12 protein-coding genes are annotated in these 13,771 nt (G+C 67.6%); 11 read left to right on the top strand and 1 reads right to left on the bottom strand.

Going from position 1 to position 13,771, the window contains the following annotated elements:
* Positions 1-31: 31 nt before the first annotated feature.
* From thrS to HNR11_RS11540, 8 genes are all read left to right on the top strand, one after another.
* Positions 32-2,116 carry a threonine--tRNA ligase gene (gene thrS / locus HNR11_RS11575; RefSeq protein WP_179442463.1) on the top strand — a complete coding sequence of 695 codons (2,085 nt, stop codon included), beginning with the start codon at positions 32-34 and terminating at the stop codon, positions 2,114-2,116.
* 6 nt (positions 2,117-2,122) lie between these two features.
* Complete coding sequence (locus HNR11_RS11570; protein WP_179442461.1) at positions 2,123-2,665, top strand: HIT domain-containing protein; 543 nt, start codon at positions 2,123-2,125, stop codon at positions 2,663-2,665.
* The gene (gene pgsA, locus HNR11_RS11565; protein ID WP_058889156.1) at positions 2,666-3,280 is read left to right on the top strand and encodes a phosphatidylinositol phosphate synthase; all 615 of its coding nucleotides are present in this window, start codon (positions 2,666-2,668) and stop codon (positions 3,278-3,280) included.
* Positions 3,281-3,471: 191 nt separating this feature from the next.
* Complete coding sequence (locus tag HNR11_RS11560; RefSeq protein WP_246310392.1) at positions 3,472-4,236, top strand: DUF429 domain-containing protein; 765 nt, start codon at positions 3,472-3,474, stop codon at positions 4,234-4,236.
* The gene (locus HNR11_RS11555) at positions 4,233-5,555 is read left to right on the top strand and encodes an MFS transporter (protein ID WP_179442459.1); all 1,323 of its coding nucleotides are present in this window, start codon (positions 4,233-4,235) and stop codon (positions 5,553-5,555) included. The genes HNR11_RS11560 and HNR11_RS11555 overlap by 4 nt, the downstream gene beginning before the upstream one ends.
* Before the next feature lie 182 nt (positions 5,556-5,737).
* Positions 5,738-7,126, top strand: a complete 1,389-nt coding sequence (locus tag HNR11_RS11550; protein ID WP_179442457.1) for a GntP family permease — start codon at positions 5,738-5,740, stop codon at positions 7,124-7,126.
* Positions 7,127-7,139: 13 nt separating this feature from the next.
* Positions 7,140-7,934 (top strand): SDR family oxidoreductase, encoded by a 795-nt coding sequence (locus HNR11_RS11545; protein ID WP_179442455.1) that lies wholly within the window; start codon positions 7,140-7,142, stop codon positions 7,932-7,934.
* Positions 7,935-7,937: 3 nt separating this feature from the next.
* A complete protein-coding gene (locus HNR11_RS11540) occupies positions 7,938-9,017 on the top strand; it encodes a zinc-binding dehydrogenase (RefSeq protein ID WP_179442453.1) in 1,080 nt (359 codons plus the stop codon).
* Positions 9,018-9,146: 129 nt separating this feature from the next.
* On the opposite strand, the gene HNR11_RS11535 is transcribed toward HNR11_RS11540, so the two are convergent.
* Positions 9,147-11,357 (bottom strand): M3 family metallopeptidase, encoded by a 2,211-nt coding sequence (locus HNR11_RS11535; protein WP_179442451.1) that lies wholly within the window; start codon positions 11,355-11,357, stop codon positions 9,147-9,149.
* Positions 11,358-11,460: 103 nt separating this feature from the next.
* Between HNR11_RS11535 and HNR11_RS11530 the strand changes: the two genes are divergently transcribed.
* The 3 genes from HNR11_RS11530 to ruvA all read left to right on the top strand — a co-directional run bounded on the left by HNR11_RS11530 (position 11,461) and on the right by ruvA (position 13,738).
* Complete coding sequence (locus HNR11_RS11530; RefSeq protein WP_058889161.1) at positions 11,461-12,219, top strand: YebC/PmpR family DNA-binding transcriptional regulator; 759 nt, start codon at positions 11,461-11,463, stop codon at positions 12,217-12,219.
* Between the two features lie 22 nt (positions 12,220-12,241).
* Positions 12,242-13,048, top strand: coding sequence for a crossover junction endodeoxyribonuclease RuvC (ruvC, locus tag HNR11_RS11525; RefSeq protein WP_179442449.1), 807 nt, complete (start codon positions 12,242-12,244; stop codon positions 13,046-13,048).
* An 81-nt stretch (positions 13,049-13,129) separates the two neighbouring features.
* A complete protein-coding gene (ruvA, locus tag HNR11_RS11520) occupies positions 13,130-13,738 on the top strand; it encodes a Holliday junction branch migration protein RuvA (RefSeq protein WP_058889162.1) in 609 nt (202 codons plus the stop codon).
* The last annotated feature ends 33 nt before the right edge of the window (positions 13,739-13,771 follow it).

Raw genomic sequence — 13,771 nt, 5'->3', positions numbered from 1 at the left:
CCGTAGAATCACCTGGGTCCGCAGAACATCCATGAGGAGTACATCCCAAGTGTCCGAAAACGCAGCATCGGAAGCCCCGTCCCAGCCCGCAGCACCGGCTGAATCCATCAGCATCACCCGCGACGGCGAGACGGCGAGCATCGAGCGCGGCACCACCGGCACCACGCTCTTCGCCGCGGAGAAGACCACAGTGGTCATGCGGGTCGACGGCGAGCTCTGGGACCTCTCCCGGGAGATCCCGGCAGGCGCCGTCGTCGAGGCTGTGGACATCTCCAGCCCCGACGGGCTCAACGTGCTGCGCCATTCCACCGCCCATGTCATGGCCCAGGCGGTCCAGCAGCTCTACCCCGAGGCCAAGCTCGGGATCGGCCCCCACATCACCGACGGGTTCTACTTCGACTTCGACGTCGCCGAGCCCTTCACGCCGGAAGATCTGAAGAAGATCGAGAAGGCCATGCAGAAGCTGATCAATCAGACCCAGCTCTTCGAGCGCGAGGTGGTCAGCGAAGACCAGGCCAAGGCCGCCATGGCCGAGGAGCCGTATAAGCTCGAGCTGCTCGGCGTCGCCAGCGACGGCAGCAGCGCAGGTGCCGCTGAGGCCGCCGAGGGCGCCAACATCGAGGTAGGCGGCGGGGAGATCACGATCTACCACAACGTGGATCGCCACGGGGAGCGGATCTGGTCCGACCTCTGCCGCGGACCGCACCTGCCCAACACCAAGCTGATCGCCAACGCCTACGCCGTGATGCGCTCCGCCGCGGCCTACTGGCGCGGCAAGGAGACCAACCCGCAGCTGCAGCGCCTCTACGGCACCGCCTGGCCGACCAAGGAGGACCTGAAGGCCTATAAGGAGCGGCTCGCCGAGGCCGAACGCCGCGACCACCGCCGGCTGGGCTCCGAACTGGACCTCTTCAGCTTCCCCGACGAGCTCGGCTCCGGTCTGCCGCTGTTCCACCCCAAGGGCGGCATCATCAAGCGCGAGATGGAGGACTACGTCCGGACCCGGCACATCGAGGCCGGCTTCCAGTACGTGGGCACCCCGCACATCTCCAAGGACGGCCTGTTCCACACCTCGGGACACCTGCCCTACTACGCCGACACCATGTTCCCGCCGCTGCATGTGGATGAGGAGCGCGACGCCGAGGGCAACATCACCAAGCAGGGCCAGGACTACCGGCTCAAGGCGATGAACTGCCCGATGCACAACCTGATCTACCGCTCCCGCGGCCGCTCCTACCGCGAACTGCCGATGCGGCTCTTCGAGTTCGGCTCGGTCTACCGGTACGAGAAGTCCGGTGTGATCCACGGGCTGACCCGGGTGCGCGGCTTCGCCCAGGACGACTCACACTCCTATGTCACCAAGGAACAGGCCCCCGACGAGGTGCGGCACCTGCTGACCTTCGTGCTCTCGCTGCTGCGCGACTTCGGGCTCGATGACTTCTACCTCGAGCTCTCCACCCGGGACGAGGACTCCGAGAAGTTCATCGGCAGCCCCGAGCAGTGGGCCGAGGCCACCAAGGTGCTTGAAGACGTCGCCACCGAGACCGGTCTGGAGCTGGTCGCGGATCCCGGCGGCGCGGCCTACTACGGCCCGAAGATCTCCGTGCAGGCCCGCGACGCCATCGGCCGGACCTGGCAGATGTCCACGGTGCAGTATGACTTCAACCAGCCCGCGCGCTTCGGGCTGGAGTACCAGGCAGCTGACGGCACCCGGCAGGAGCCGGTGATGATCCACGCCGCGAAGTTCGGCTCCATCGAACGCTTCCTCGGCGTGCTCACCGAACACTACGCCGGGGCGTTCCCGGTGTGGCTCTCCCCGGTCCAGGTCCGGGCGATCCCGGTGGCGGAGCCGTTCAACGACTACCTCGCCGAGGTGGTCGCCAAGCTGCAGGCCGCCGGTGTGCGCGCGGAACTTGAAGACAGCAGCGACCGCTTCCCGAAGAAGATCCGCACGGCCTCGAAGGACAAGATTCCGTTCGTGCTGATCGCCGGGGGCGACGACGCCGACGCCGGAGCGGTCTCGTTCCGGTTCCGCGACGGCAGCCAGGACAACCAGGTGCCGGTGGACGAGGCCGTGGCCCGGATCCTGGCAGCGATCGAATCCAAGGAAGGCTGAACCGGCGTGGGGTCCGAAGAGGAGTTTGAACTGGCGGGCGTGCCGGACGCCTTCCAGCGGCTCTGGACCCCGCACCGTGCCGCCTATCAGAAGCGCGGCCAGGACCAGGTCAGCGGTTCCGGGGACTGTCCGTTCTGTCAGGGCCCGCTGCGCAGCGACGAGGAGTCGCTGATCGTGCACCGGGGTGTTCGCTGCTTCGTGCTGCTGAACCTCTACCCCTACAACCCCGGTCACCTGATGGTCTGCCCCTACCGGCACGTTCCGGACCTCACCGACCTTGACGCCGAGGAGTCGGCGGAGTTCATCGCGTTGACCCAGCAGAGCATGCGCGTGCTCCGGGCGACGGCGAACCCAGGCGGGTTCAATCTCGGGGTGAACCAGGGCAAGGTCGGCGGGGCGGGCATCGCGGCGCATCTGCACCAGCACGTGATCCCCCGCTGGAACGGGGACACCAACTTCATGCCGATCATCGCGCAGACCAAGAACCTCTCGCAGACGCTGGGGGAGACCCGTGCCCTGGTGGCCGAGGGCTGGGAGGCGAACCGCTAGATGCTCAACCGCTACGCGCGCGCCTTCTTCGGCGGGCTCTTCACTCCCATCGCCAAAGCCCTGCTCGGGCTGGGCATGACCCCCAACATGGTGACCGTCATCGGGACCATCGGCGTCTGTCTGGGCGCCCTGGTGTTCTACCCCATGGGAGAGCTGTTCTGGGGCACGGTGTTCATCACCGTCTTCGTCTTCTCGGATCTGATCGACGGACTGATGGCACGGATCAGCGGACAGGGTTCGGTGCTGGGCGGCTTTCTGGACTCCTGTCTGGACCGGGTCCAGGACGGTGCCGTGTTCCTGGGTCTGATGATCTGGTTCTTCACCGGGGGAGACCACCTCTGGCTCGGCATCGCGTCCGCGTTCTGCCTGCTGGCAGGCAGCCTGGTCTCCTATGTGCGGGCCAAGGCGGAGGCGCTGGGGTACACCGCCGACGTCGGGATCGCCGAACGCTCCGAGCGGATGGTGCTCACCCTGGTGTTCACCGGCTTCACCGGTCTGGGGCTGCACCCCTCGGTGCTGCTGATCGTGCTGGTCCTGCTCGGGATCGCGTCGGTGGTCACCATCGCCCAGCGCTTCCAGACCGTGATCCGCCAGACCGCCGCCGCGACCGACTGACCCGACGGCCGGCACTCCGCCCGTCCCAGCTCCGCCCGTCCCGCCACGTTTGTCGCATCCCTATGCGATGTCCCATCGCTATATCCGTCCAAATCCATGGGACATGGCACAGAGGTGCGACAGATGGGTGAACAAGCCACAGCGGGGCGTGGGGACACCGGCGGATCGGCGTCGTTGGTAGCGTCAGGGTCATGAGCCACGTCCCGATGCGCACCGCCGGAGTTGATCTGGCCGCCGAGAGCAGGGGAACCGCCCTCGCGGTCATCGCATGGACTGCCCGAAGAGCCTGCCTGGAGCAGCTGACTCTTGATGTCGATGACGCCCAGATCACGCGAGCGGCGCCCGGTGTCGCGAAGATCGGGATCGACTGCGCGTTGGGTTGGCCCGATGAGTTCGTCGGTTTCCTGGTGGAGCACGCCGACCTCCGGGGTGCGCACGTCCCGGACGGTGGCATGGCCTGGCGGCGAACGCTGGCGTACCGGGAGACCGACCGGAATGTGCGCGAGAAGACTGGTCGTTGGCCCCTGAGCGTCTCCACCGACCGGATCGGGCTGACCGCGATGCGCTGTGCAGGTCTCTTGGGACGACTCGCCGCCGAGGGGCTCGTCGTCGACAGGTCCGGCCAGTCCGGTGCCGTGGTGGAGGTGTACCCGGGTGCCACGCTGCGGCTGTGGGGCTGGGTGGTCCGCGGGTACCGCAGAGATCCGGAGGTGCGGCGCGGCCCGGTCCAGCGGATGCAGCGTGAGGCGCCGTGGCTGGACCTCGGGAGGCATGTCGAGCTGATGGTGGACTCCACCGACTGCTTCGACGCCGTGGTGGCCGCCCTCGCGACACGCGCTGCCGCTCTGGGAAGGTATGACCCTCCGCCGCCAGACCAGCAGGCGCGCGCAGAACGAGAAGGATGGATCGTGCTGCCATCCTGTTCGCTCGCAGACCTTCGTCCCGCTCAACCATGAGGCTGCGTCATAATTCCGCCTTCGTACGGTTCTGGTTCGCTTCGACCGTCTCGGACTTCGGCACCTACATCACCACGGTGGCGCTCTCGGTTCTGGTCCTGGTGTCGCTGGGCGGCACCGCGTTCGATCAGGGGCTGGTCAACGCGGCACGCTGGGCGCCCTATGTATTCTTCGGCCTGCTGGCCGGCATCTGGGTGGACCGCTTGAGGCGACGCACGGTGCTCATCGCGAGCGACTTCGGCAGGGGACTGGTGCTGTCAGCCTTATGCCTGTTGGGCGTGCTGGGACTCCTGGAGCTGGGAACCGTGATGGTGCTGATCTTCTGCTTCGGGACCCTGGCGTTGATGAGCGACGCGGCCTATCAGTCCTTCCTGCCACAGCTTGTCCCGAGGCCCCTGCTCACACGGGCCAATGCCCGGCTGCAGCAGAGCGACACCGTGGCCCAGACCTCGGGAAGCGCCGTGGCGGGCGGCTTGGTCGCTCTGGTCACGGCCCCCTTCGCGCTTCTGCTCGGCGCGATCACCCACTTCGGCTCTGCGACTGTCCTGCTCACCCTCAGGCAGGTGGCGGCCGAGAAGCCGCCCGCGGCCACTCCGACATCGATTCGCCGGAAGGTGAGTGAGGGTCTGAGCTGGATCTACCGGCACCCTCGGCTCGGACCCTTGGCATGGTCCAGCCACGCCTGGTTCGTAGGCTCAGCGATGATGGGGGCTGTCCTGCCCGCCCTGATTCTTAACGACCTGGGACTTGGAGCCCTGGGACTCGGGCTGGTGCTCACCGCTGGCGGTATCGGCTCGGTCATCGGCACGCTGCTCTCGGTCTGGATCGGTGAAAGGTGGGGGACTGGCCGGACCATGGTGATTTCCCGGTTCGTCCAGCCCGCGGCGTTGGCGCTGGTGGCTCTCGCCCCCCTTGCGGGCGCGGCCATGCTGGACGGTCCGCTGGTCGAAGGCGCATACGCATCTCCGGCAGACTGGCCGCCCGCGCGCTGGTTGGCCTTCGGGGTCATTGCCGCGGCCCAGTTCGTGTTCTGGGTGGCGATGGGCATCGAGGGGCCACTGGAGATGGGGTACTGGCAGGCCGTCACGCCAGATCGACTCCTGGCACGCATGAGCGCCACCCGACGATCCATCAACAGGGGAATGATCGTCCTCGGCGCTCCGCTCGGCGGAGCCCTGGCCATCGCCACCAGTTCCACCATCGCGCTCCTCTCTGCAGCCGGGGTCATGCTGCTGGCAGTCCTGGCACTGGTCATCTCGGGATTCCTCGGTGCGAGTGTCGAAGCAGACCAACTCACCGACGATGAGGCCCTTGCCTGAGGGACCGACCCCACGGGCACCCAGGCCCGCGACAGGTACTACCTTTTCTTGCCAAAAGTACTACCTGTCTGCCACCATGTGACTGGAAACACATCCCTGTGACTCTGTGCGGTCGCGATGAAGCTTCGACGTTGACGCCATCGACCGCGCACTCCCACTCAGACTTTGCAACGGAGACACCCATGGAAGATTGGACTCAGACACTGGGCACAGGCCCCTTGTTGTCCATTGCTGTCGGCGCGATCGCGCTGATCCTGCTGCTCATCATTCGATTCAAGGTCCACGCGTTCATCACCTTGATCGTGGTCTCGACCCTCACCGCCGTCGTTGCGGGCGTTCCACTCTCGGTCCTCTCTGAAACCTTGACCGATGGGTTTGGAGCCACGCTCGCCAGTGTCGCGATCCTGGTGGCCCTCGGCGCCATGCTGGGACGCCTCGTGGAGCACTCGGGCGGTGCCAAGGCCCTCGCTGAGGCACTGATCTCCCGCTTCGGTGAACGCCGAGCTCCATTCGCCCTCGGCATCGCCTCGCTGATCCTCGGCTTCCCGATGTTCTTCGACGCCGGCCTGGTGATGATGCTCCCGATCGTCTTCGCCGTGGCCCGGCGAGTCACCGGCAAGAGCGTCCTGCTCTTCGGTCTGCCCACCGCCGCCGCGTTCTCGGTCATGCATGTCTTCCTGCCGCCGCACCCGGGACCAGTGGCAGCCTCTGAACTCTACGAGGCCAACCTCGGCATCGTGCTCCTGGTCGGACTCATCATCGCCTACCCCCTCTGGTACGTCGCGGGTTACCTGTGGGGTCTCTTCGTCGGGAAGCGCCTGATGGTTCCGGTTCCCACGATCTTCGGTGAGATCGACGACGATCAGCCGACGAATCCTCCCCGAGTCAGCACCATCGTCTTCCTGCTGCTGCTGCCCATGACGCTGATCCTTTTCAACACCGGCCTCAACAGCCTGACCTCGGTGGGAGTCTTCGACGGCGAGAGCACCTGGGTGCAGGCGCTGTCCTTCCTCGGCACCACCATGATGGCGCTGTTGATCACCGTGATCGTCGCGACCATCGTGCTCGGATACCGCCGCGGGGAATCCGGCACAGCCTTGGAGAAGCTCCTGGACTCGGCCCTCGGCCCGGTCTGCTCGGTCATCCTGATCACCGGCGCCGGCGGAATGTTCGGCGGAGTGCTGCGCGCCTCAGGGATCGGCGATGCGCTGGCGGATTCGCTCAGCGACCTCGGACTGCCGGTGATCGCTGCCGCGTACCTCATCGCGGTCGCGATCCGCCTGGCTCAGGGTTCGGCGACGGTCGCGCTGGTCACCGCTGCAGGTCTGGCCGCCCCGGCTGTGCTCGCGGGAGACTTCAACTCGATCCAGGTCGCAGCCATCGTCCTGGCGACCGCCGCCGGCTCGGTGTTCGCCGGACACGTCAATGACTCAGGCTTCTGGCTCGTCGGCCGACTCATGGGGATGGACGTGAAGGAGACGCTGAAGACCTGGACCGTGCAGCAGGCGCTGCAGTCCGTGCTCGGGTTCCTCCTGGTCGTCGTCGTCTACCTGGCCGCCTCGCTGCTCTGAAAGGAACCGCACCGTGACACGCAGCAACACCGAGAGCAGCGCACCGAACCTTTTCGACATCACGGGTCAGCATGCGCTGATCACCGGCTCCTCGCGAGGCCTGGGCCGGCAACTGGCTCTGGCCCTGGCCAGAGCTGGGGCTGAGGTCACCTTGCATGGTCGCGACACCGCCGCGCTGGAAGAAGCACGTCAAGAGGTCGAGGGCATCTCGGGTCATCCGGTTCACAGCGTCACCTTCGACGTGACGGACGCCGTTCAGGTCCGCAGCGAGCTGGACCGGCTGGTCGAAGAACGCGGGACTCCCGACATCCTGGTCAACAACGCGGGCCTCCAGCGCCGGGCCTCCTTCCAGGATTTCGAGACCCGGGACTGGGACGACGTCGTCGGCTCCAATCTCAGCAGCGTCTTCTACGTCTCTCGCGCACTGGTACCGAGCATGATCCAGCGCGGCTCCGGCAAGATCATCAACATCGGGTCGGTGCAGTCCATGCTGGCCCGCGAGACGATCGCTCCGTACTCCGCCACCAAGGGCGCTGTCGTTCAGCTGTCCAAGGGGATGGCCGCGGATCTGGCCCGGCACGGGATCCAGGTGAACACCATCTCACCCGGCTACTTCGCCACCGACATGAATCGAGCCCTGGTGGCGGATGAAGATTTCAACCAGTGGGTCTGCAAGCGAACCCCGGCAGGACGCTGGGGCTCGCTCGACGAGCTCTCCGGTGCGCTGCTCTTCTTCAGCTCCGCGGCGTCCAGCTTCGTCTCCGGACAGAACCTGTTCGTCGACGGCGGCATGACCTCGGTGGTGTGACGCATGGCTACAGAGAACACCCCCACGGCAGCACCGCTGGAGACGAATCACGCGCTGGTGATCCATGGCGCGCAGAGCTGCCACTGGGAGTCAGTGCCCATGCCGGTCCCGGAAGAGCACCAGGTGCTGCTGCGGGTGGCCTACGTCGGGATCTGCGGCTCGGACCTGCACTACTACCGGGATGGCGCCAACGGCGACTTCCAGGTCCGTGAACCTCTGATCCCGGGCCATGAGCTCTCAGCCACGGTGGCTGAGGATCCAACAGGTGAGCTGCGTGCGGGCACTCCGGTGACCGTGCATCCAGCGCGATGGGGCACGCCCCAGCCCGGCCTGGAGCACGCCCCGAACCTCTGGCCCGGCGGGTCCTACCTGGGCAGCGCGTCCACCTGGCCGCACACCCAGGGAGCCCTGGCTGAGTTCATCGTGGTCGATCGCACCATGCTGCGGGTTCTGCCGGAACAGCTGCCGATCCGTCGCGCGGTCCTCGCGGAACCACTCGCGGTGGCGCTCCACGCCGTTGAACAGGCCCGCTCGGTCGGTGCTCATCCGGAGACCGCACGGATTCTGGTCTCCGGGGTGGGTCCCATCGGCCTGCTGACCGTGGCGGCGCTGAAGGCTGCCGGAGCAGCCCATATCACCGCAACAGATGTGGTTCCCCAGGCTCTGGAACGCGCTGAGCGCCAGGGGGCCACCGTGTGCCTGGATGTGTCCAAGGACAGTGTCCCGGAGCGCTCCTATGACCTGGTCTTCGAGTGTTCGGGAGTGGATGCGGCCATCGCTTCGTCGACCTCGCGCGCTCTGCGGTCAGGCGGCGTCCACGTCCAGGTGGGGATGGTCTCGCCGACGTCGAGTCCGATCGGGCTCTCACGCGTGATCTCCGGGGAGATACGCATCGTCGGGGCCTTCCGATTCGTCCACGAGATCGACGACGCCATCAGGCTCCTCGAGTCGCACTCGGCGATCGAAGACGTCATCACCCATGAGCTGGACCCCAAGGATCCGGGCCCTCTGTTCGCCACCGCGGCGGATCCCAGACTCTCGGGGAAGGTCATCGTCGGGGTGACCGGCACGCCCCAGCCCTGAAGGCCGCCCAGCGGGGTGTGCTGAAGGCTGCACTCGAGGGTGCCCAGTGGGGACACTGGCACCCCGCAGACGCAGCGGCGGCACGCCCGGGGAATCTGATTCCCCGGGCGTGCGGCTCATCCATCCGTCCTAGAGTCCCAGCTGGCGCAGCAGGGCGCCCATGGCGGGGTCCCGGCCGAAGGTGATCCGGTAGGACTCCAGCGGATCTCGGGTGTTCCCGCAGGCCAGCAGCTCGCGGCGCACCTGGGACCCCGCGGCGACCAGCGCCTGCTCGCGCTCCTCGGCGCTGGGGCGTGCACCAAGCTGTTCGCGGTACCACTGTGAGGCGTCAGCGGCGAGCACCTGGGCCCACAGGTAGGAGTAGTAGCCGGCGGCGTAGCCGGATCCGGCGAAGATGTGCTTGAAGAATCCGGTTCCATACCGCGGCGGCACCAGGGGATGATCCAGCCCCCATGCAGCCAGCGCCTGGGCGGAGAACCCCTCGGGGTCCTGCGTCGCAGCCTCGGCCTCCTCCACTGAGAGCGTGTGCCAGGCCAGATCCAGGACCACGGCGGCGATGTGCTCGAAGGTGCTGAGTCCCTTCCCCCAGAGTTCTTCCGCCGGGGGCGTCTGTCCTGCCTCGGCCAGACCCCCGGTGAACAGCTCCTGGAAGATCTCATTGACCTGGGAAGGGAACTCGACGTTGTCCCGCGGCACCGCGGTCCCGGAGAGCTCCTCGAACTCGGCCTCGGCGAGCAGACCATGCAGGGCATGGCCGAATTCGTGGAAGAGCGTGCGCATCGCCGAGGGCGTCAGCGCTGCTTCTTCTCCAGGGGCCGGTGCGGTGATGTTCAGCGCGTTGATCACCACCGGAGAGGATCCGGTGAGGGTGGAGGCCACCGAGAAGGAGTTCATCCACGCCCCGCCGGACTTGCTCGGCCGGGCAAAGAGATCGAGCAGGAACAGTCCGACACCTGCACCGGGCCGCTGCTCGGCAGAGCGCTCGAAGACCTCGAAGCTGCGCGCCCCGGGAGCGAAGCCGGGCAGGTCCTGACGTTCCACCACGGTGATTCCGTAGAGCCGGGAGGCGGCCTCGAAGACGCGCCGCAGCGCCTCCTCCAGGGGTACGGACTGTTCCTGGGTCGCAGGGTCCTGCTGGTTCGAACGGGTCGAATCGGCGGCGGAACGCTGTTTCGCCACGGCCGCGATGCCGAAGCTGATGTCCCAGGGCTGAAGCGAGGCTGCGTCCTCGGACGGGGTCTCTTGAGCCGCGCCATCCAGCGCCGCGCCATCATGCCCCGCACCATCAGGTTCTGCGCCATCAACCACCCCGGCCTCATGCAGTGTCTGCAGCTCGGTGCCGAGCCGGGCCCGCGCGCCGTCGGCGATGGTGCGCAGCATCGCCTCGATGCTGGCTCGATCCTCCGCCGTGCGTGCTGGGAGCACGCTGTCCAGGTGATGCTCGAAACCCAGCATCTGAGCGCGTCGGGCCCGCAGCAGGGCGATCTGCGCGCCGATCTGGCTGGTGGTGCGACCCTGATCATCGGTGAGGGTGCCGCGCGCGGTCGAGGCCTCGTGCAGCCGACGCCGTGAGTCGCGAACGCTCATCCTCTCCAGAGGCGCCTGTTGCACGGGCAGGTTCAGGTGCAGCAGAGCTCCGCTGTCATGGCCTGTCTCCCGGGCGGCGGCCCTGGCGGAGGCCAATTCCTGCTCGCTGAGTCCCGCGAGCTCCGCGTCCTCGGCGTAGTGCACGGCGTGTGCGGCAGCCTCCTGGCGCTGCAGCTGTGCGTAGGCAGTCTCCGCGGCGCTGAGCTCGAGGTTGATCTCTCGCAGCTGCGCCTGGGTGGCTTCCTCGAGCCCCGCCCCGGCCGCCCGGGACTGCTCCAGGGTCTTCGCCAGCATGCGCTGCTGTTCCGGGCTGGCACTGGTCTCACCCTGCCCCAGCGCAGATTCCAGAGCGGAGAGCCTGCGGTAGAGCCCCGGATGCAGCGTGAGCCAGTCCCGATGTCCGGCCAGCCGCTGGGCCAGCTCCTGCTGGACCTGCTGCCGCTCATCCGTGGCGTGTACTGAGAACATGCAGGAGAACGCCCGCTCGACCCGGGAGAGCAGCCGGTGGGAGAGTCCCAGCGGGTGCAGCACGGTGGCCACCGTGGCGGGCGAGTCATCCTCGGCGATGGCCGCCACCACCTCGCGCTGGGCGAGAATGCCGGCTTCGAGAGCGGGCAGCCAGTGCTCGTCCTGGATCAGGGAGAGGTCGGTGAGCCCGTAGTCCAGCGTGCCCTCTTCCAGCAGCGGATTCTGCGAGGGCGGCGGGCCCGTCGTCGTGTTCTGCGCGGCTGAGCGTTGCTCGGTGTGCTCCATGAGACTCAACGTCCTCTCCGATAGGCTGGTGGCAAGACTATACGACGGTTGCTTGAGGCAACTGTTGACTGCCAACACCCTGACGTCATCCACGAGGAGAACCATGGCCGGCCATTCCAAATGGGCCAACACCAAGCACCGCAAGGCTGCTGTTGATGCCAAGCGTGCCAAGCTCAACGGGCGCTATATCAAGCAGATCGAGGTGGCGGCGCGCAACGGCGGCCCCGACCTCGCCGGCAACCCCGGTCTTGAGCTCGCCGTCTCCAAGGCGAAGAAGAACTCGGTCCCCAACGACAACATCGACCGCGCGATCAAGCGCGGCGCCGGCCTCTCCGGGGACAGCGTGGAGTACGAGGAGATCACCTACGAGGTGCGCGGCCCGCAGGGCTCGGCGCTGCTCGTGGAGTGCCTGACGGATAACCGCAACCGGGCGGCCTCAGAGGTGCGCATCGCGGTCACCCGCTCCGGCGGCACCGTCGCGGACCCCGGCTCGGTGGCGTACATGTTCCAGCGCAAGGCCGTGGTGCAGCTGCCCAAGGCTGAGCTGAGCGAGGATGACGTCCTGGCCGCGGTCCTTGAGGCCGGGGTTGAGGACGTCATCGAGCACGACTCCAGCTTCGAGGTGCGCGCCGAGCCGCAGGACCTGCACGCGGTGCTCAAGGGCCTCGAGGAGGCCGGGCTCAGCTGGGACAGCGATGAGGTCGAGTTCGTCTCCGACGTCACGGTGGACCTCGACGTCGACGCCGCCAAGAAGTTCTTCAAGCTCCACGACGCCCTGGAAGACCTCGACGACGTGCAGAATGTGCACACCAACGCCGACCTCAGTGCTGAGACGCTGGCGGCGCTCGAGGCCGAGGACTGAGGCAGGCCCGGCACTCATGGCGATGGCGTCCAGCCCCCACCCGGGGCGTGGCAGCAGCAGCCCGGCAGGATTCGTCTCCGGGACCGCAGGGACCTCGCGGACCGCGCAGCGGATCCTCGGGGTGGATCCCGGGCTGACCCGCTGCGGCTTCGCGGTGGTGGAGATGAACCTGAATCGCACCGGGGAGTCGCTGCATGTCGAGGTCACCGGCACCAAGGCCGCCCAGGATCTCGCGGAGCGGATCCTGGCGATCCAGCGCGCCGCCGAGGTGCTCCTGGATCGATTCGCCCCCGACGTCCTGGCCATCGAGCGAGTCTTCGCGCAGAACAACGCGCCCACCGTGGTGGCCACTGCGCAGGCCTCCGGGGTGATCATCGCGGCGGCCGCCGCCCGCGGCATCCCGGTGGCCTGGCACACCCCGTCCGAGGTCAAGGCCGCCGTGACCGATGACGGCAACGCCGATAAGCAGGCCGTGGCCCGGATGGTGCAGCGGATCCTGAAGCTTCCCGGTCTGCCCACCCCGGTGGATGCCACCGATGCCTACGCGGTGGCCATCTGCCACGGCTGGCGCTCCGGAATCGGTGCGCGGTTCAACATGTCCGGGTCCACACAGACCCACCAGGGCGCCATGACCGCGCTGCAGCGCGCCCAGCAGGCGGCCGGCTCCACGCCAGTCGGCTCGACCTCGGCCAGCGCCTCGGCCAGCGTGAGGTCGGCGGGCGCGAACCAGGCCGGTTCGAAGCCGCGGTCCCCTCGCGGGACCCCGTCTGGGGCCTCGCTGACCCCCGCCCAGCGTGCCTGGATGGAAGCGGCGAAGCGGGCACGCTAGAGTGTTCGAATACATGTTCTAATGGCACCGGGGTCACCCCTGGTCCGTGACCAGTCGCCTGCGGCGACGGTGAGGTGAGAAATGATCTCTTCCATCCGTGGCGACGTGCTCCATGTCGGCACCGATCACGCGGTGGTCGAGGTCTCCGGCTTCGGCCTGCACGTCTCCGCCACTCCGAAGACCCTGGGGGAGCTGCAGCGCGGGACCGAGACCCGGCTGCATACCAGCTTCGTCCCCCGCCAGGACGACGCGCCGCTGCTCTTCGGCTTCTCCGAGCTCTCCGAGCGGGTCATCTTCACCACCCTGGTCTCGATCTCCGGCATCGGCCCGCGGATGGCGCTGGCGGTATTGGCGGTGCACACCCCGCACGAGGTCCACCAGGCCATCGCGGAATCCGACACCGCGGCCTTCACCAAGGTCCCCGGCATCGGGAAGAAGACCGCCCAGCGGATCCTGCTCGAACTCGCCGGGAAACTGGTCATCGACCAGCCGGCCGCGCCCGCCGCCGTCGTCCCCGCCGAACCGGAGGTGGCCGTGCAGGTGCGTGAGGCGCTGATCTCCCTGGGCTGGATCGAGAAGGACGCCCGCCTCGCCGTGGACCGGCTGCTCAGCGCAGAACCCGATCTGGCCCAGGCCGACGTCTCCACCGTCCTGCGGCAGGCGCTGCGCAGCCTCGGGGGCGCCAGGTGAGCGCCGACGCCCCCCGGGAGCTCCTTGGCGCCT

The organism is Nesterenkonia sandarakina, from assembly GCF_013410215.1.
GTDB lineage: Bacteria > Actinomycetota > Actinomycetes > Actinomycetales > Micrococcaceae > Nesterenkonia > Nesterenkonia sandarakina.
Note: the sequence above shows the minus strand (reverse complement) of the source record. Positions and strands in the feature narration are given on the sequence as shown.

Coding starts and splice junctions, on each gene's coding strand:
- ruvC (WP_179442449.1), top strand. CDS start 12,242: ATGGCGTCCAGCCCCCACCCGGGGCGTGGCAGCAGCAGCCCGGCAGGA.
- pgsA (WP_058889156.1), top strand. CDS start 2,666: ATGCTCAACCGCTACGCGCGCGCCTTCTTCGGCGGGCTCTTCACTCCC.
- thrS (WP_179442463.1), top strand. CDS start 32: ATGAGGAGTACATCCCAAGTGTCCGAAAACGCAGCATCGGAAGCCCCG.
- HNR11_RS11560 (WP_246310392.1), top strand. CDS start 3,472: ATGAGCCACGTCCCGATGCGCACCGCCGGAGTTGATCTGGCCGCCGAG.
- HNR11_RS11550 (WP_179442457.1), top strand. CDS start 5,738: ATGGAAGATTGGACTCAGACACTGGGCACAGGCCCCTTGTTGTCCATT.
- ruvA (WP_058889162.1), top strand. CDS start 13,130: ATGATCTCTTCCATCCGTGGCGACGTGCTCCATGTCGGCACCGATCAC.
- HNR11_RS11540 (WP_179442453.1), top strand. CDS start 7,938: ATGGCTACAGAGAACACCCCCACGGCAGCACCGCTGGAGACGAATCAC.
- HNR11_RS11535 (WP_179442451.1), bottom strand. CDS start 11,357: ATGGAGCACACCGAGCAACGCTCAGCCGCGCAGAACACGACGACGGGC.
- HNR11_RS11555 (WP_179442459.1), top strand. CDS start 4,233: ATGAGGCTGCGTCATAATTCCGCCTTCGTACGGTTCTGGTTCGCTTCG.
- HNR11_RS11530 (WP_058889161.1), top strand. CDS start 11,461: ATGGCCGGCCATTCCAAATGGGCCAACACCAAGCACCGCAAGGCTGCT.